At 45.4% G+C, this 17,250-nt stretch carries 16 protein-coding genes; 9 read left to right on the plus strand and 7 right to left on the minus strand.

What is annotated here, in order from left to right:
• Positions 1 to 190: 190 nt before the first annotated feature.
• Positions 191 to 1,192, plus strand: a complete 1,002-nt coding sequence (locus ABK01_RS01880; RefSeq protein ID WP_212565832.1) for a methionine ABC transporter ATP-binding protein — start codon at positions 191 to 193, stop codon at positions 1,190 to 1,192.
• Positions 1,189 to 1,851, plus strand: coding sequence for a methionine ABC transporter permease (locus ABK01_RS01885; RefSeq protein ID WP_253673196.1), 663 nt, complete (start codon positions 1,189 to 1,191; stop codon positions 1,849 to 1,851). Before ABK01_RS01880 ends, ABK01_RS01885 begins: the two co-directional genes overlap by 4 nt.
• Positions 1,852 to 2,037: 186 nt before the next feature.
• Here ABK01_RS01885 and lsrF read toward each other — a convergent pair whose 3' ends face one another.
• From lsrF to ABK01_RS01910, 5 genes are all read right to left on the minus strand, one after another.
• Entirely contained in the window at positions 2,038 to 2,922 is an 885-nt protein-coding gene (gene lsrF / locus ABK01_RS01890; protein ID WP_253676043.1) for a 3-hydroxy-5-phosphonooxypentane-2,4-dione thiolase, read from the minus strand.
• 82 nt (positions 2,923 to 3,004) lie between these two features.
• The gene (locus ABK01_RS01895; protein ID WP_016522510.1) at positions 3,005 to 4,084 is read right to left on the minus strand and encodes a substrate-binding domain-containing protein; all 1,080 of its coding nucleotides are present in this window, start codon (positions 4,082 to 4,084) and stop codon (positions 3,005 to 3,007) included.
• A gap of 80 nt (positions 4,085 to 4,164) precedes the next feature.
• On the minus strand, positions 4,165 to 5,157 hold the full coding sequence (locus tag ABK01_RS01900) for an ABC transporter permease (protein ID WP_206182471.1): 993 nt from the start codon (positions 5,155 to 5,157) through the stop codon (positions 4,165 to 4,167).
• A gap of 4 nt (positions 5,158 to 5,161) precedes the next feature.
• Positions 5,162 to 6,166, minus strand: coding sequence for an ABC transporter permease (locus ABK01_RS01905; RefSeq protein WP_016522508.1), 1,005 nt, complete (start codon positions 6,164 to 6,166; stop codon positions 5,162 to 5,164).
• The gene (locus ABK01_RS01910) at positions 6,167 to 7,669 is read right to left on the minus strand and encodes a sugar ABC transporter ATP-binding protein (RefSeq protein ID WP_253676045.1); all 1,503 of its coding nucleotides are present in this window, start codon (positions 7,667 to 7,669) and stop codon (positions 6,167 to 6,169) included.
• A gap of 298 nt (positions 7,670 to 7,967) precedes the next feature.
• Here ABK01_RS01910 and ABK01_RS01915 point away from each other — a divergent pair, with 298 nt between their 5' ends.
• From ABK01_RS01915 to ABK01_RS01945, 7 genes are all read left to right on the plus strand, one after another.
• Complete coding sequence (locus ABK01_RS01915) at positions 7,968 to 8,894, plus strand: sugar-binding transcriptional regulator (RefSeq protein WP_253676047.1); 927 nt, start codon at positions 7,968 to 7,970, stop codon at positions 8,892 to 8,894.
• A gap of 20 nt (positions 8,895 to 8,914) precedes the next feature.
• Complete coding sequence (gene lsrK, locus ABK01_RS01920) at positions 8,915 to 10,489, plus strand: autoinducer-2 kinase (protein WP_253676048.1); 1,575 nt, start codon at positions 8,915 to 8,917, stop codon at positions 10,487 to 10,489.
• Between the two features lie 18 nt (positions 10,490 to 10,507).
• Positions 10,508 to 10,897, plus strand: a complete 390-nt coding sequence (locus tag ABK01_RS01925) for a cupin domain-containing protein (RefSeq protein WP_253676050.1) — start codon at positions 10,508 to 10,510, stop codon at positions 10,895 to 10,897.
• A 115-nt stretch (positions 10,898 to 11,012) separates the two neighbouring features.
• Complete coding sequence (locus ABK01_RS01930; protein ID WP_253676051.1) at positions 11,013 to 12,788, plus strand: hypothetical protein; 1,776 nt, start codon at positions 11,013 to 11,015, stop codon at positions 12,786 to 12,788.
• Positions 12,789 to 12,986: 198 nt separating this feature from the next.
• Positions 12,987 to 14,291 (plus strand): ABC transporter substrate-binding protein, encoded by a 1,305-nt coding sequence (locus ABK01_RS01935; RefSeq protein ID WP_253676577.1) that lies wholly within the window; start codon positions 12,987 to 12,989, stop codon positions 14,289 to 14,291.
• A gap of 193 nt (positions 14,292 to 14,484) precedes the next feature.
• Positions 14,485 to 15,420: a carbohydrate ABC transporter permease gene (locus tag ABK01_RS01940; RefSeq protein ID WP_253676052.1), complete on the plus strand. Its 936-nt coding sequence runs from the start codon at positions 14,485 to 14,487 to the stop codon at positions 15,418 to 15,420.
• A gap of 31 nt (positions 15,421 to 15,451) precedes the next feature.
• Positions 15,452 to 16,300 carry a carbohydrate ABC transporter permease gene (locus tag ABK01_RS01945; RefSeq protein ID WP_253676053.1) on the plus strand — a complete coding sequence of 283 codons (849 nt, stop codon included), beginning with the start codon at positions 15,452 to 15,454 and terminating at the stop codon, positions 16,298 to 16,300.
• 434 nt (positions 16,301 to 16,734) lie between these two features.
• Here the strand turns inward: ABK01_RS01945 and ABK01_RS01950 are convergent, their stop codons facing one another.
• Positions 16,735 to 16,962, minus strand: a complete 228-nt coding sequence (locus tag ABK01_RS01950) for a hypothetical protein (RefSeq protein WP_253676054.1) — start codon at positions 16,960 to 16,962, stop codon at positions 16,735 to 16,737.
• 38 nt (positions 16,963 to 17,000) lie between these two features.
• Positions 17,001 to 17,138, minus strand: a complete 138-nt coding sequence (locus ABK01_RS11775) for a transposase (protein ID WP_371922017.1) — start codon at positions 17,136 to 17,138, stop codon at positions 17,001 to 17,003.
• Between the last annotated feature and the right edge of the window lie 112 nt (positions 17,139 to 17,250).

A 17,250-nucleotide genomic window follows, 5' to 3' on the forward strand; every position in this document is an offset into this window, starting at 1 on the left:
AACGCATCAGACGAATAGAATATAAATCGCAAAATCAGGAGGGTGGGCAAGCATTTGAACCGCGAAGAGGTTCAACTCTGCTTGAACAGCCTCCTGATTTTGCGGGGTGATCAACAAAACGTCTGATGCGTTTACCCTGACGCATCGGCAATAACTTGACAGAGCTTTTATATTTTGTTTGTATGTACGGATGATACGGTTAGTAAACGTAAACAAACGGTACGGAGAACTTCAAGCGGTGGATAATATCAGCCTTGAAATTCCTTCCAATACGATTTTCGGGATTATCGGAAAAAGTGGTGCGGGGAAATCGACGCTCGTGCGGCTGATAAGCCTTTTGGAACCGGTGGACTCGGGAGAGATTTACTACGGAGACTCCCGCGTAGACACCTTGACAGGCAAGCTCTTACGCAATCAACATAAAAAAATCGGGATGATTTTTCAGAATTTCAATTTATTTGCATCGCGCACGGCTGCGGGCAATATCGCCTATCCGCTTGAAATTGCCGGAATGCCGAAGCGTGCTATCGCAGCAAAAGTGGAAGAAATGCTGAATGTTGTCGGGCTTGAAGGACGCGGCGATGCACGGGTAAGTACCCTATCCGGCGGACAAAAGCAGCGGGTGGCTATTGCCCGTGCCTTGGCTGTTTCCCCCGATATCCTCTTTTGCGACGAAGCGACGAGCGCACTTGACCCGCAGACAACACGCTCAATTTTGGAGCTGCTCAAGCGGCTGCAAAAGGATATGAATTTAAGTGTTGTGATGATAACGCATCAGATGGAAGTGGTGCGCGATTGTTGCCAGCAAGTGGCCGTTATCGATAACGGCGCCGTGGCGGAAACGGGTTCCGTGCGTGAAATCTTTTCTGCGCCGAAGTCGGAAGTAACCAAAGACTTCTTAATGCATATCAACCCGCTCAATCCCGAAGACACACAGCTTATCCGATGGTCTAAAAGCGGCGGCGCCTATACGCTCCGGTTCTCCGGTGAACCCACGAGTGAGCCGGTTTTGAGTAAAATTTCCCGCGATTATGGCATTGAATTTAATATCTGTGCAGGCGGTATGCAAAAGGTCGGTGAAACGGTGGTCGGAACCCTCTTTGTCGATATTAACGGTTCACCCGAAGATATGCAAAAAGCGTTTGCTTATCTTAATCAAAACGGCATCAAAGTAGAGGAGACACATCAATGAGTTCATGGTCAACGTTAGTGCAGCTGGTAGGAACGGCGACGGGACAAACGCTTATAATGGTATTCTTTTCTACGCTTTTTTCTTTTATACTCGGAGCGCCGCTCGGCGTGCTGCTGTGCATCACTGCGGAGGGGAACCTTATGCCGAGACCGGTGTTGCATCAACTTATCGACCGGGTGGTAAACGTATTACGCTCATTTCCGTTTATTATATTGATGATTTTACTCTTTCCGTTTTCGCGGCTCATCATCGGTACCAGCATCGGAACCGCCGCAACGGTAGTGCCGCTTTCCATCGCCGCCGCCCCCTTTGTTGCGCGGGTTATCGAAAACGCCTTGCTGGAAATTGACCGCGGTGTTATCCAAGCGGCTCTCGCGATGGGCTCTTCTACGATGGAGATTATCTTTAAAGTGATGATACCGGAAGCGCTGCCGCCCCTCGTTGCAGGCATTACGCTCACTATTATCAACCTTATCGGGTATTCGGCAATGGCGGGCGCAATCGGCGGCGGCGGCCTCGGTGATTTGGCAATCCGATACGGCTATCAGCGGTTCCGCAGTGATATTATGCTGGCGGCGGTCATCGTCATTTTAGTGATGGTAGAGCTTATTCAATTTATCGGGACAAGGATCAGCACGGCGCTTGCAAAACGGCGGTAGGGAGATAATCGCCTGCCGCTCTTTGTAAACGCTGGGGATACCGGCATTAAGGGGAAGAAAATGGTACCGATTAACTTACATTCTGATTAATCGATACCGCGTTAAGTAATTCCCTACTTTCTCTTTAAACAATTCTAACACACCGCTTTAATCGACTTGAAAACGCTGTATTAACCGGCGCCGCCCCTATTTTTTATTAATTTGCTCGGTGTAAAATTCAAACGCTTCCTTGTCGGTATATTTGTGGTGAACGATTTTTCCGATTGCATCGGCCATTGCTACAGGATGAGCGCTCTGAAAAATATTACGTCCCATATCAAGCCCTCTGGCTCCGTCGCGGATTGCATGATAAGCCAATGCGAGCGCTTCTTTTTCGGGGAGCTTTTTCCCGCCGGCTACTACAATCGGTACCGGACATGCAGCAACGATTTCTTCAAAATCTTCACAATAATACGTTTTTATGATGTTTGTACCGAGTTCGGCAATAATACGTGTTGCAAGTTTAAAATACTGCGCGGTGCGCTCCATGTTCTTACCGACTGCGACTACGCCAAGGGTCGGTATGCTATAACGGATTCCCGCATTAATAACCGCAGAAAGATTGTCGATGCTTTCCAGCTGACCGTCGCCGCCAATAAAGGTCTGCACTGCAAGGCAGTCGGCATTCATCCTTACCGCATCTTCAATATTGACAGCAACAACTTCATGGGTTAAGTCATCCTGTACCATAGAAGAACCGGAAGACACTCTGAGCGCAATAGCTTTTTTGCAATCAGGGCGTACACAGGTGCGCAATGCTCCTCGTGTTGCCATAAGGACATCGACATGATCATTAAGCTGGGGAATTAAAAGGTCGAGCCGTTCGAGCCCCGAAACGGACCCCATAAAATAACCGTGATCAAATGCAAACATCACGGTATTACCGGTTTGAGGATTAAAAATATTCGACAAGTGTTTTTTCATACCCCAGTCGAGATTGCCGGCTCCCTTGACATAAAATGCTCCGTCAACGGCAAAAGGGACATCCGTGTGATAATCGTGAGCTGTTTTTAAACCGTCTAAATCTGCCATACTATCATTCCTATCATTAAAAGTGATAACAGGGAACCTCTAAAAACGGCTGTGTCTTTAAAGGTTCCCCTATAACCTCTATTTAAAAGTTATACTTATCCATGTTTTCTTTTGTGAATACTGCGCGCTCCGGAAGCAATACAACACCGGAATCGTTTGCCGTATAAGATTTCGGATCAAGTACCGTGTTCGGCTGAATAGTTACCTTACCGATGGTAGGAATATCGATTGTGTCGCCGACTTTCATACTGTGTCCTGTTGCTGCCCAGTAGGCGAGGTAACAGGAAATTGCACCTTGAATACCGCAATCCCACAAGCCCCAGCGAGTAAGAATACCTGCACGGCAATAGCCCTTAATCGCATTCGGTGTTGCAAAACCGGTAATGGTTACCTTTTTCTGATTAAGACCAAGGTTTTGTGCGGCTTGACATTGACCGGGAAGAGCAGTCGAGTCGTTACAAATAATTAAGTCGATATCTTTGTGAGCAGACAGAACCGCTTCTCCAACTGTAATTGCACGTTCCGCATCTTGGTTGGAATAGTAGTTATCCGGCGCAACATTAACCCATTTGGGATACTTTTGGCGAATATAAGCTTCGCCTGCGACATGCCATGAATTCTGATCGGTAACCGTTGCCTGAGAATAGTGCCAGCAGTATTTGATAACATCCGTATCAGGATTTTTACCTCTTTCTTTAAGAGAGGTAACGCCCATATCTACAAGCATTTTGCCGAGGATATCGGGGGTTCCCTGAGATGTCATAAGCTGCCGAGCATCAGGATTGGAATCGGAGTCCCATGTCATAACGGCAAGACCGGCCTTGCGCGCTGCTTTCAATGCTTGATCGACACCGGCTGCATCAACGGTCGAAATTGAGATTGCATCGGCACCTTGCTGAATAGCATTGTTAATGATATTAACCTGATTCGCCACTGCTGCATCGGGGCTGCCGTCATACTTTACGGTAAAACCGACCTGCTTTGCCAGTTTTTGAGCGCCTTCATTTGCTACTTCAAAAAAAGCATTGCCGCTGATTTTTGGAATAAATACGACAACAACGTCTTTCTTTGAACCACCAGAGCCCTGATCACTTGAGCCGCCGGCAAATACCGGTACGCCGACCAAGAGCGCTGCCAACATAATCGACATCAGTTTTTTCATTTTTTACCTCCTGATTTTGTCGTCCGTTGTTTTTCACCTATAGGCATCTTTAAAAGCAGAGCTATTAAAGATGTCATCCCCTATCGCTTGCGGAAAATACCGGTTAGATTGCTCGAAAAGCCTTTCCCGGAAAATCCGCGAGATGCAACAATAATAAGCAGTAACATGCCGACCGGTATATCAAGATACTGAGTATTGACTCCAGCCATCGATAAACCGAATCGCATAATTCCGATTACCAGTGCGGAAAGCGCCGTCCCGAAAATACTGCCGCTCCCGCCGGTAATTGCCGTACCGCCGAGTACGACAGCTGTTATAACCGGCAGGGTTAATTCTTTACCAAAGTCCGCCTTTGCCGTGCCAAGATATGAGGTAAGTACAATCCCGGCGATCGCCGCACCGGCTCCGGAAAGCGCATACGTCGTCATCTTGATAAATCGCGTATTTACCCCGGAAAATTCGGCTGCATTCGAGTTAATACCGCACAAATACACGGAACGTCCGTAGGCAGTACGGTGCAGAATAATATAGGCAATTATCGCCATAATTAAAAACAATAAAATTTGAGAAGGAATAATTCCAAAAAAACGGAACTGCGTAACTGCCGTAAATGCAGCAGGGAAACCGCTGATACCCTTGTACAGTTCAACCTTTGCAATACGGGTAATCGAAACCGCTAAACCGGAATATAAAAACGAACCGCCGAGTGTTACGACCATGGGCGGCACATTGGTATACGCAATAATAAAACCGCTTAACAGTCCGCACAGTATACCTGCGATAATTGCAAGCAAGCAAGCCGCATAGATATTTACACCGCTTTGAAAGAATACGCCTATAACAATCGATGAAAGGCCGACTATTGAACCTGCCTGAATATCCATCCCGCCGGCAATAATAACCATCGTTACAAAAAGCGAGATGATGCAGATCGAAATAAAGTCATTGATCGAACCGAGCAGTACAATCGGACGTAAAAAGCGCGGGTTCAACATACCGAATAAGATAATTTCGCATACAATAACGGCAATCAGCAATAATTCATTTGTAAAAGCAAACCGTTTCTTTCCCATATCGCTACCTACTCTCCGTTCCGGCTGTCTTTGCTAAGAGGCGCGTTCTCCGTGCCTTTTCAGCCGCATAATGCTGTACCAACCCGTCTATCGTAACAATCGTAATCAATAAAATACCGGTAATCGTGCTGTCATAATCGGAAGAAAATTTTAAAAATACGAGGATGCGGTCTATCGACGCCATGATGATGGCTCCTATCAGCGCACCAAACAACGAACCTACACCACCGGACAGACTGATGCCGCCCAGAACACAGGCTGCAATCGCTTTCATTTCGTAACCGTTTCCTGCAATCGGCGTAACAAATCCGATGCGGCTTACATAGATACAACCGGCTGCTGCGGCAAAGAACGAACTGAACACAAAGGCGCTTATCCGCGTACGCTTTACCGGAATACCGACCAGCTCGGCGCCGCCGATATTATCCCCTACGGCATAAAAATTGCGTCCTACGGCAATACGCCGCAGCAATAGTGAACCGCCGACTGCGATAATGAACGTTGTCAAGTAAATGTAAGTGATACCGCCGACAGTCGCTTGACTGATCGCCTTATACTCAAACGGAATGTTTTCAACCCATTTTCCGCCGGTATAGACATAGATAAGACCGCGGATAACACCGTTCATACCAAGTGTCATAATAATGGAAGGAATGCCGAGATATACGAGCCCATAGCCGTTTATGAGTCCGCATACAATACCGATTCCGACGGCCGCTAAAATAGCAAGCGTCCACGGACTACCGTCACGAATTAACGTTGCGCTTACCGCAGCAGTCAACCCCATCACTGCGCCGACTGAAACGTCGATTTCACCGATAATCAGTACAAATGCGATACCGATAGACAAAAGCGCAAATACGACGCTTGAGTTTACCGTCTGCATTAAATTTCGCGTACCGAGAAAATCGGGATTAACGATACCGACAAGAAGAAAAAGTATAACTACTACCGCAAGCGAAAAGAGGCTTCTTGCCTTAAAAATCCGCTTAAAGGATATATACTGCATTTATCCAACCATCCCTTTTTCTACACCGAATGAAGCAGCCATCAGCGCCTGTTCGTTTATTTCATCTTTTGAAAATTCATGATTAATTCTACCACGGTACATGGTAACGACCCGATCGCTCATCGTAATGATTTCTTCCATATCGGAACTGATCAGTAAGATAGCTACGCCTGTTTTTTTAAGCTCTTTGATAATCGCGTACACATCGCTGCGTGCTCCCGCATCAACACCGCGAGTCGGTTCGTCAAGAATAACAAGGTGCGGATTTGTAGAAAAACATCTTCCGATAATCACTTTTTGCTGATTGCCGCCGGAAAGAGAACCCATTATCTGGCCGTCGCCGGTAACTTTAATATGAAATTCATCGATGTATTTTTTTGCAAGCGATTTTTCTTGTACGGTATTGATAAGCATTCGCTTTAACGTTGTAAGTGTTATAGAGGTAATATTATTACGCACCGTTGTCAATTTAAAAATTCCGTTTAAAAACCGGTCTTCGGGAAGATAATTGAGTCCCTTTGCAATGATCTGCTTGGTTTTCAACCCCGTAATATCTTCTCCGTTTAAATACACTTTTCCGCCCAGCACCTTATCGCGGCCGTAAAGCGTCGTTGCGAGCTCCGTTTTACCGGCTCCTACGACACCGGTCATACCGAGAACTTCTCCGGGATAGACATCAAGATTGACATCGGCAAAACCGTAACCGCTGAGATTTTTAAGTGAAAGTACCGGCTCTTTTTTTTCAACTTCCGTCGTCTCAATCGTTTCTTCTTCGAGCATTTTTTCGACACTTTCAGGTGCGAGTCCTTTTAACAACATATCGTATGTAAAGTCTTTGGTGTCGCCATCCATCGTAATAGTACCGTCTATTAAAAGCGCAATGCGATTTGCTATAGCAAATACTTCATTTAAACGATGTGTTATATAAATGACGCCGACTTTCTTTTTTTTCAATTCGGCGATAATGTTAAAAAGAGAGTTAACCTCTTCAAATGTAAGCGAAGAGGTCGGTTCATCAAAAAACATGATACGCGCCTCACGCATCAGACCGCGTAAGATTTCTACCAACTGCTGTTCCGCAATCGAGAGCGTACGCGCTGTTCTATCAAAATCGAGCTTCCAGCCGAGCTGCTGCATAATATCCATAAGACGCTTATGAAGTTCTTTCTTTTTACCGGGAATCCCCATCAAAATATTTTCTTCGAGCGTCATATTTGAAAAAAGCATCGGCTCCTGCGGTATAAGATATACCCCTGCGTGGAGCGAGGCCGATGGGCTTCCATAATGGATAGACTTCCCGTCTACAAGGATATCACCGCTTTCCGGCCTGTTTATTCCCATAATGGTCTTTACCAGCGTGCTTTTACCGGCACCGTTACCTCCGATAAGCGCAAGAACGTCTCCCGGATAGACATTCAAGTCAACGCCCTTAAGAACGGCATTGGAACCGAAAGATTTATAGATTTTCTTTACCGACAGCAACGGCGCTGCGTTTTCATCCATAGGTTGTTTCCTCTCTCGCTCAAAAGTAAAAATTAAAGAACTTTTGTTCTTAATGTGAACATTTATCAATAAATTAAGTATAAGACGAAAAAAACGATTTGTCAAATGTATATTTGATAAAATAGCAAAATTTCAGCGAGATAGAGATTTCTTGCTGTTTTAAAGTTTTATCAATTAACTTATGAAGAAAACGAATATTTAGTCCTAATAATCTGTTAGTTAAATCTTGTTTTTTTAGATTTAATGTGATAATATGTTCATAGTATGATATTTTGTTCGTTTAGGAGAAAAAAACACAATGACGGATGATTGGGAAAAAGAGCTTATCGTACGTATTGCATGGTATTATTACATACAAAAGAAAACGCAGAAAGAAATAGCTGATATGCTCGGTGTTTCCCGTATGCGTGTTATCAGATTGCTTGAAAAGGCTGAACGGGAAAATGTTGTGCAAATCAGCATTCATAACGATTTTAGAGGCAGGCTGAAAACCGAGCAAGAGCTGATCGATATCTACCGGCTTGATGATGCCTTTGTAATCCCTTCCGATGAACGCCATACCTCCGAAACGCTTAATGATGCGGTTGCGAAGGCGGCTGCCATGTACATCGACGAACACTTCTCCGATACTCCCATCATCAATATCGGATATGGTGATACGACCGGACGGTTTATGAATTATTTTTCGCAAATTTCAAAAAAGAAACCGACGTATATCTCGCTCACCGGTGGAGTGAGTATTTATCTGCTCAACACACAGCTCTCTGCCGGAAATGCATCACTCTACCTTATTCCGGCTCCTTTCGTTGCATCGACAAAAGAAATTGTTGACGCAATCAAAAAAGAAACGGCCGTTATTGAAATTTCGCGGATGCACCCGACGGCAAGTTGTTCGGTTATCGGCATCGGCGGTATGGATGATAATGCGACTGTTATTAAGTCCGGTATCATACAAAAAAACGATTTCGATTTTCTTAAAATGCGCGGCGCTGCGGGTGATATGCTTGCTCATTTTTTTGACGAAAACGGAACTTTTATTCCGGTTTCTACTGAAGAACGCCTTATTACGTATTCACCGGAAGCATTAAAGAAACTGCACAATGTCATTGCCGTTGCTGCTGGAACGGTTAAACGCACCGCAATCAGAGCGGCGCTTCGGGGACAGTACCCGAATATTCTCATAACGGATGAAGCAACCGCAGAGTGGCTTATCGAAAACAAGTAAAGGATTATTGGGAGATAATTATGAGTGAAAAGTATTTGATGGCTATCGATGCCGGTACGGGGAGTGTTCGCGCTGTCATTTTTGATGTAAAAGGAAATCAAATCGAATGCGTGCAGCAAGAATGGGAACATCTTGAAGATCCGAAATATCCCGGGAGTATGAACTTCGATTGGGAAAAAAATTGGGACTATGCGCGCCGCTGTATCGCTGGGGTAATGGAAAAATCACACATCAACAATGCCGACATCGTTGCCGTTTCGACAACTTGTATGCGCGAAGGGATTATCTTATACGATAAGACAGGAAAAGAAATCTGGGCTTGTGCAAATGTCGATGCGCGTAGTACCGACGAAGTGGTACAGCTTAAAAAAAAGTCGCTCTCCCTTGAACATGAACTCTACCTTGAGACCGGACAAACGTATTCGCTCAGTGCGTTGCCGCGTATCCTTTGGGTAAAAAATAATTTGCCGGAAGTATATGAGAACATTGCTTCTATCGGTATGTTTAACGACTGGCTCATCTATAAAATGAGCGGAAAACTGGTTGTGGAACCGAGTAACGGCTCTACAAGCGGGCTTTTTTCATTGACAAAGCGGACATGGGATAAAACGATTGCAGAGCGTTGCGGTCTTAAAAGCGATATCTTCCCGCCGGTACAGGAATGCGGTACGCTCGTTTCCCACGTCAGCAAAGAGGGCGCTAAAGAAACCGGATTGAAAGAAGGAACCCCTATTATTGTCGGCGGCGGAGATGCCCAGCTCGGTACAATCGGAGTCGGTGTAACAGAAGCGAACGAAGCGGCTGTTTTCGGCGGGACATTTTGGCAATATGAATATAACACCGCAAGCGGAAGCATATCGGACGACTGCGATATACGGGTGAACTGCCATGTGCAGCCAAACCTTTGGCAGTATGAAGCGCTTGCATTTAAGCCCGGCCTGATGATGCGCTGGTACCGCGACGGATTTTGTACCGAAGAACAAAAAGAAGCTGCCGCGCAAGGTAAAGATGTCTATGCGCTGATGGATGAACGCGCCGAAAAAGTCCCGGTCGGTTCGAACGGTATGTTCTGTACATTCAGCGATGTTATGAATTTTTCCGCATGGCGCCATGCAGCCCCTACGTTTACGAACTTCACCTTTGAAGCGGAGCTGTTCAATAAATACACCTTTTACCGTTCCATCCTTGAAAGCACTGCGCTGATCACTTACGGTCATATGCAACTCGTTGCATCAAAAGGCGGCGGAATGCCGTCCGCGGTAACGTTCGGCGGCGGAGCTGCGAAGAGCCGGTTGTGGGCGCAAATCGTATGCGATGCACTCGGTGTTCCATTGCGCATACCGGTCGTAAAAGAAGCAACCGCGCTTGGGGCGGCAATGCTTGCGGCGACAGGTGTCGGTATATACGGCAGCATAAAAGAAGCGGCAGCGATGATGGTGAAAATCGAAACGACACTACAGCCGAATATGGAACATCATAAAAAATACATGGAAATGTATAAAATATGGCGGGATATCTATGATGCACAGCTCAGCTTGAGCGATCGCGGCATCACGCAGTACATGTGGGCTGCGCCGGGCATTACCGGAAAATAGAAATAATAGGAGCATAATATGTTTATAGTTGATGAAAAAGATAAAGAGTATCGTTTTCAGGATCACGGGCCGAAGTATTTGATGAAAGGCCCTCGAATGAATTTTGCGATAGTGCAGTTTCAACCGGGACAGGATTTTAGAGCGCATTATCACGACATAATGGAAGAAAATTTTTATATCCTTGAAGGTGAGGTAGATATTGTTGTCGATAACGTCGTGCATCATCTGACAAAGGGACAATTCATCCATATTGAACCTAAGGAAGTTCATTATGTTATCAATCGATCAAATGCGGTGATGCGCATGGTGTCGACGCTTGCCCCCTATCAAGACAACGATAAGATTGAGGTGGATAATCCCGTCATTGATTCGTGCGGAGGGTTTAATACCCCGACGCTTGCGTCGTAACAAAGGGTATTAAAGCCGACTGCAACCACCTTATGAGAACAACACCCCCGACGCTTGCGTCGGGGGTGTTGATTGAAGAGTTTGAAATTAGAAAATTTTTATGGAGGATGTATATATGAATAAGTGGAAGAAACAGGGAATCCGACTGATATTTACAGCGGCATTCATCGCAATTCTTGCATCTTGCGTATCGACTCGCGCTACAGTACTGACTGATCGTGTTCGTGTCATTCGAAATCAGGAAGACATGAACGCACTGCTTGGTTTTAACGGTGGTTGGTCAGCAAACAGTACCATCGGTTTTCTGAACGGTGATATCCGCGAATGGAAAGCAGCCGATACGGGTTTGCCGTTTGACGGTGTCGTCATCGAACGCGGTGCAGACGTCAAAGTGTGCGTACCCGGCAAAGTTATATCTTATGGACAAAAAACACTTTTCGTTCCGGCAGGAAAATTTATTAAAGTAAAATCGGGTGCAAAGCTTCAAATATGGAGCGGAAAAACCGTCAATGATTTCGATACATTTCATTTTATCGTCGGCGGCACCGGAACAAGCAATCCTGAAGTGTCGCAAAAAGCAAATGACACGGCCGCGACAAGTGTTTTAAACAATACGTTCAATCATGCGATCGATGTCGATAAGGGTGGTACGCTCATCCTCGGTTCAAACAATGCAAACGCAAACGATTCAGCAGTTCTCTGGCTTGCAGACGGCAGATCCGTCGGAGCAGATGGGAATCCGAGTCCGTACGCGGGTTCAATCCGCATTGACGGTGATCTCCAAATTTCATGCGGTGCCGGCGCAGGCGTTGCCAAAATCCGCACGGTACGAAATCTCAGAGGCGGCGGTTCGACGTTGATAGGACAAGGTAGATTGTATATTCACGGATTAAATAAAATACACGGAAACGCAATCTTTGCAATCAACGAATTCGACCGCGGAGAGTATTCCGACGGTATGGATTGGATCGACGAGCCGTTTATTAAACTCGGTACGATCGAAATCGTTGCAGAAGGAATTGAAGGCATCTACAATCCCGATGGCACTGTCGACGGAAGCCCCGGTTATAGAAACAACGCGACGGCAGGCTTTTACTATGTCGCTCCAAGCGGCACAATCGACGTCGATCACATGATCGTAAAATGCAATAACAAGGGAACGACAGCGGACGCAACCGTTGCATTGGCGAATTTTAATACCGCACGCGGCATCCTCGGCGGTAAAGTAACGGAGACAGGACCGAAAGCTCGCTTGGGCAATGTATATGTCTACAATGCAGCCGAAAAAGACAAAGACGGTCCGCTTTCCGCGATATACACCGTGCAGGGTGTTTTCGAGGCGACTGTCGACGGCAAGGTAAAAGTAGAATGTCCGAACAGAGGAGCCGCTGCAATCGTCGCGACGGGGCATAATCGATGGACGGGTGCGGAAAAAACAATTTCGAGGATGGGTTCGGTAGAAGTGACTGCAAAAGGAAAAAACGCATTTTTTCAAAGTGCAGCCTTTGATGGCTTCGGCACCTATGTAAAAGGTGATGTCAAAATCAGCGGATACAATGACGGAAAAATTGCTCCGTTTATCGGCGCGGTACCGCCGGGACCCGATATGGGAAAAGGCGGCAAGCCCGGTATTGCTCCTGAGGCAGAAGACGTACGCAATGAACAGTTTATCGTTCAAGGTGGTATCGTCGATATAGGCGGAAAAGTATCGGTTGAAAATACGAATAAAAATTTCTACGTTCTCGTAAGCAACGAAAAAGGCGCGACAACGACGGTAGGTTCCCTGTCAATCAACGGAACGCCTATCAGTGCAAATGAAAATGCATCGTCAATCGGAGTAACGGGGCAATCTCGCTTTATAAACGAAGGTACATTTACGATTAAACAGTAATCCGCGTATAGAACGAATACTTTAACGCTAACGGCCGTGCATAACGCGCGGCCGTTTTTTTTATTCGTGCGGTATCTCTTTTTTCCAATGTCTTGTTTTTCCAATTGACCTTTCAGCGATAGTGTGAGAAAATAAAAAAGATGTTCTCAACGTAACAAATAAAATCTACAGATGAGGGCAAGAAGGAGTATGGAACCTATGTTAAAAAAAATGGTTGGCGTTTTGTCTATGGGGCTGATGATTGTAGCTCTTATGTCGTGTACGCAGGAAAAAAAGGAAGAGGGGCCGATTACGCTTCATTATTGGACGCATGAAGATCCCGCCCGTACCGAGCTTGAAACAAAGCTTATCGCCGAATTTGAAAAGGATAATCCGAATATCAAAGTTGAGCGGACAACTCAGGGCGCTGCAAAGCTGATTGAGCTGGTACAGACTGCCTTTGCGGCTAATCAGGGACCGGATATTTTCAATTTGTCTATTGAAGATGAATATTCTTACGTTGCGAATGGCAGAGTTGCTCCGGTCGATCCCAAAGCTGCCGGTTATGCGGATCAGGCTGCTATCTATGACAGCTATTTGCCGGAAATCCTCAATGCGGTAACGAAAGACGGAAAAGTATACGGTTTGCCGCTTGAAATTACCAACTGGTGTATCTATATCAATAAGAAAATTTTCCGCGATGCCGGTTTGGATCCCGAAAAAGATTATCCCAAAACATGGGAAGATATGGTTGCCGTTTCCGAAAAATTGGTTATCCGCGACGGTGATATTCTGGTACGTAGAGGGTTCGATTTCCGCTATCCGTATTATCTTGTTGCCTTTGTTCCGATGGTGGAACAGCTCGGCGGTCAACTGATCAGCGATGATGGAAAAACAGCGATTGTCGGTGATGAAGCATGGATCAAGTTCCTTACCTTTATGCGCGATTGGGGACCCTCCGGAAAGAACCTCGGCTCTCCTACCTACAAGAGCGCACGTAACCTGTTCAACAAAGACAATAACGACATTGCAATGGCAACGACCGGTTTATACCAGCAGGGACGTATCCGCAAAGATAATCCCGACTTTTATAATAGCGGCGAATGGATGGTTGTTCCGTTCCCTCAATTTAAAGACGCAGTTAAAGAAGTTCCCGCCTGCTATTACGGACATTTCTTAATGGTTAACAACGATATTTCCAAGGCGAAGCAGCAGGCTGCATGGAAGCTCATCGGCTTTTTACTCAAGCACGGGGAAGATTATCTGCGGGAAGGCGGTAACATTATCCAGCCCACCAAGGCCCTGCTCGAATCGCAGACGCTCAAAGATATGCCGTATTCCGATGTGTTTATCAACGATATGAACAAAGGTCACATGGTGTACTACGGAGCGAACAGTGCAGAACTCCAAACGGCAATCCGCTCGGCAGTTGAATCGGTTATGCTGTCCGGCGTAGCTCCCGAAAAAGCGCTGGATTCTTTGCGAGCAACGGCTCAAGAAATTCTTGACGAAGAAAACAAATAGTTAGAACAGTCATTAACAGCCTCTAAAAAACGGTATTTTTAGAGGCTGTTTCATTCATGCGGAGGGTTTAATACCCGCCGCCCTCGGCAACGCTCTGCGTCGGAGTTGTTGATTAAACCTGTTCGGAAACTTCCGTTTCGACAACCAAGCTATTGAACAGGTCTAGTATTCATCGGTAAAAGGAAAAGCGGTTATGTCTAACTCAAAAAAAAGCGGCGGTATCGAAAAAAAGATCGCACGGTGGGGTGTTATTTTTGTTATTCCCGCAGTGTTATTTTTTGCCGTATTCAGTTTTTATCCTATTATAAATGCGTTTGTCGAAAGTTTTTTCGATAAGCGCGTACTCAGCAATATTCCCCCTAAGTTTGTAGGGCTGCAAAATTATTTCTATATTTTTGACGCTTCCCGATACGATAATCCGATGTCATTCTTAAATTCGCTGCGTGCAACGGTTGTGTTTACGCTGGGGACATTTATACCGCTTGTGATATTAAGTCTCTTGTTCGCGGTGCTTATCAGCTCATTGCAGCGGAACAGTTTAAAAAAAGTTTTTCAGATAGCGTATTACACGCCTGCTATTCTATCGTCTGTTGTTGCTGCGGCGATTTGGCTGCTTATTTTTGATCCTCGCGGACTGGGAAATTACTGGATTAATAAACTCCTTTCCACACCCGGCGTTGACCATCAATGGTTACTAAACAGTACGATGCTTCAACTCTCTACAATGATTGTATATTTTTGGAAATATATCGGATACTTTGTTATTCTTTTTATTACCGGCCTTTCAACCATTCCTCCGGTGGTGTACGAAGCGGCTTTAATTGACGGTGCAAATAGATTTCAAGTCTTTTGGTCGATTACGCTGCCGCTCCTTAAACCGACGGTTGTATTGGTTTCAATTATGGCGATGTTGCAGTGTTTAAAAACGTTCAGCACCCAATATCTTTTTACCCAGAACGGAGCATCGCTCGGGCCGATTAACGTTATCACGCTGAATATCTATCAAACCGGTATTAAGTTACAGCGAATTGGTCGTGCAAGTGCAATGAGTATCGTATTATTTTTGATCATGCTCTTTTTAACATGGCTGCAATTCCGCTCGTCAAAGCCCGACGAGACGGATTATTAAAAGAGCGCCGTAAGACGCATAGGAGTTAAATATGAAACAATCTATGACGACAGGGGTGCTTTCGGTTATTAAAATAGTATTATTGCTGGCGCTTGCTGCTTTTACCGTAATGCCGCTTATTTTTATGTTGACCGCTTCATTTATGTCGGGAAAAGAGATTATGCAGATGCCGTATAAATGGATACCCGACAGCTGGCAGTATGTCAACTTTATAACAGCAATTAAAGGCAATGACGGCAATTACATTTACGTTCGGAATATTATCAACTCGTTTATCGTGGCAATTAGCGTATCATTTACCACGGTTCTGCTCGCATCCATCACCGGTTATGGACTGGCTAAATTCAGATTCCGCGGACGGAACCTCATCTTTATGCTGATTATGGCAACGATGATGATTCCGTTTGAAGCTATTATGATACCGCTGTACATGATTGCGACTAAGCTGCATATCCAAAATACATACACAGGTCTGATATTGCCCTTTATGGTGAGCGCATTCGGTATTTTTATGATGCGCCAATACCTTATTACCTTTCCGAATGAGTTTTTGGATGCAGCGCGTGTGGACGGTATGCATGAGTTTTCCATCTATTCGCATATCGTACTGCCGAATTGTAAACCTGTTATTGCAACGCTCGCAATCCTTTCGTTTAGAACGCAGTGGGATAACCTGCTGTGGCCGCTGCTGGTTTCTCAGTCCGATACGATGAAAACCATCCCGCAGTATATCACCTCGTTCACGGCAGAACGGAGCACCGACGAAGGTGCAATGATGGCCGCTGCCGTTATTGCCAGCATTCCGATGATGTTGATCTTCTTCGGACTTTCCAAATACTTTATTGGGGGGGCGGTGGTATACGAATCCCGCAAAGGGTGATCTTTTGAAAATATGCATACCGTCTACGGCGTTGCAGAGCGAATAACAGTCCTCGACGTATCAGAACCGCCACGGATGGCGGTGGTTGTGAGCAGTAGCAAGTTTTTCGTTAGAAAAACTTGTCGTTAAAAAACGTACACGGACGTACGTTTTTTAACAGTCTATTTCAAAAGGCTTGCGGAAAGGGGCATTTCCAAAAGCGCTGGAAAGGCGGCACATCTGCGCCAAAACTATACATCCGTGTATAGTTTTGGCGCGAGTTTCGGCAGAAGCCGAAACATCGCTTCCGGTTATCACGAGCGGCATCCGTGCCGCTGTTGAGCGATGTACGTCCGAGTATATCGCTCAACGACAGGGGCTGTCCCAAAAGTTTTGTTTTATTACCAATTGTATAGTCCCTGCTTCACAGAACTAACTGTATTTTTCTTTTCGCGTCAGTAACTCTTTCTCAAGTGCTTTCTTCGCTTTCTCCGGTTTTTTTTAACCGTTTTTGCTTTTTTTTCACTGTTTTCTGCCAACACTTCAAGCTTGTCGTTTATCTTTTGCGCAACCACTTTGATCTCTTCACTCGTAACCGTTGCTCCTTCTCCAAGCTCCTGTAAATCTTTATCTCCATATATCTCATTTTCTTGTTCGGCAATCGTGTTAATTTCTTTTATCAACTCTTTTACTTTCTCATCAAGTTTCTTTTCCTACTTTTCTACCGAGCCTTTCCACACAAACGTATATTTATTCGCTGCACTTTTTCTCGACATTGCTTGGCAATCTGCCGCGACGAATAGCAACCGGTAAGGTAGCAGTATATCAATACTTTTAACAGCATCTGCGGCACCGCCATGAGTCGGTGATAACCTTACTATATAATTGACAGAATATACCGCATATCCTACACTGACTCCATAAGCTTCTCACAGATATAGATTCAATTTATTTAATGAGTGATTGAGGAT

The sequence above is a fragment of the Treponema sp. OMZ 305 genome, from assembly GCF_024181325.1.
Classification (GTDB): domain Bacteria; phylum Spirochaetota; class Spirochaetia; order Treponematales; family Treponemataceae; genus Treponema.

Excerpts from the sequence above, each read along its gene's own strand:
- lsrK (WP_253676048.1), top strand. The coding sequence starts at position 8,915 with ATGAGTGAAAAGTATTTGATGGCTATCGATGCCGGTACGGGGAGTGTT.
- ABK01_RS11775 (WP_371922017.1), bottom strand. The coding sequence starts at position 17,138 with ATGGCGGTGCCGCAGATGCTGTTAAAAGTATTGATATACTGCTACCTT.
- ABK01_RS01895 (WP_016522510.1), bottom strand. The coding sequence starts at position 4,084 with ATGAAAAAACTGATGTCGATTATGTTGGCAGCGCTCTTGGTCGGCGTA.
- ABK01_RS01885 (WP_253673196.1), top strand. The coding sequence starts at position 1,189 with ATGAGTTCATGGTCAACGTTAGTGCAGCTGGTAGGAACGGCGACGGGA.
- ABK01_RS01940 (WP_253676052.1), top strand. The coding sequence starts at position 14,485 with ATGTCTAACTCAAAAAAAAGCGGCGGTATCGAAAAAAAGATCGCACGG.
- ABK01_RS01880 (WP_212565832.1), top strand. The coding sequence starts at position 191 with ATGATACGGTTAGTAAACGTAAACAAACGGTACGGAGAACTTCAAGCG.
- ABK01_RS01945 (WP_253676053.1), top strand. The coding sequence starts at position 15,452 with ATGAAACAATCTATGACGACAGGGGTGCTTTCGGTTATTAAAATAGTA.
- ABK01_RS01930 (WP_253676051.1), top strand. The coding sequence starts at position 11,013 with ATGAATAAGTGGAAGAAACAGGGAATCCGACTGATATTTACAGCGGCA.
- ABK01_RS01935 (WP_253676577.1), top strand. The coding sequence starts at position 12,987 with ATGTTAAAAAAAATGGTTGGCGTTTTGTCTATGGGGCTGATGATTGTA.
- ABK01_RS01925 (WP_253676050.1), top strand. The coding sequence starts at position 10,508 with ATGTTTATAGTTGATGAAAAAGATAAAGAGTATCGTTTTCAGGATCAC.
- ABK01_RS01910 (WP_253676045.1), bottom strand. The coding sequence starts at position 7,669 with ATGGATGAAAACGCAGCGCCGTTGCTGTCGGTAAAGAAAATCTATAAA.
- ABK01_RS01905 (WP_016522508.1), bottom strand. The coding sequence starts at position 6,166 with ATGCAGTATATATCCTTTAAGCGGATTTTTAAGGCAAGAAGCCTCTTT.
- lsrF (WP_253676043.1), bottom strand. The coding sequence starts at position 2,922 with ATGGCAGATTTAGACGGTTTAAAAACAGCTCACGATTATCACACGGAT.
- ABK01_RS01900 (WP_206182471.1), bottom strand. The coding sequence starts at position 5,157 with ATGGGAAAGAAACGGTTTGCTTTTACAAATGAATTATTGCTGATTGCC.
- ABK01_RS01915 (WP_253676047.1), top strand. The coding sequence starts at position 7,968 with ATGACGGATGATTGGGAAAAAGAGCTTATCGTACGTATTGCATGGTAT.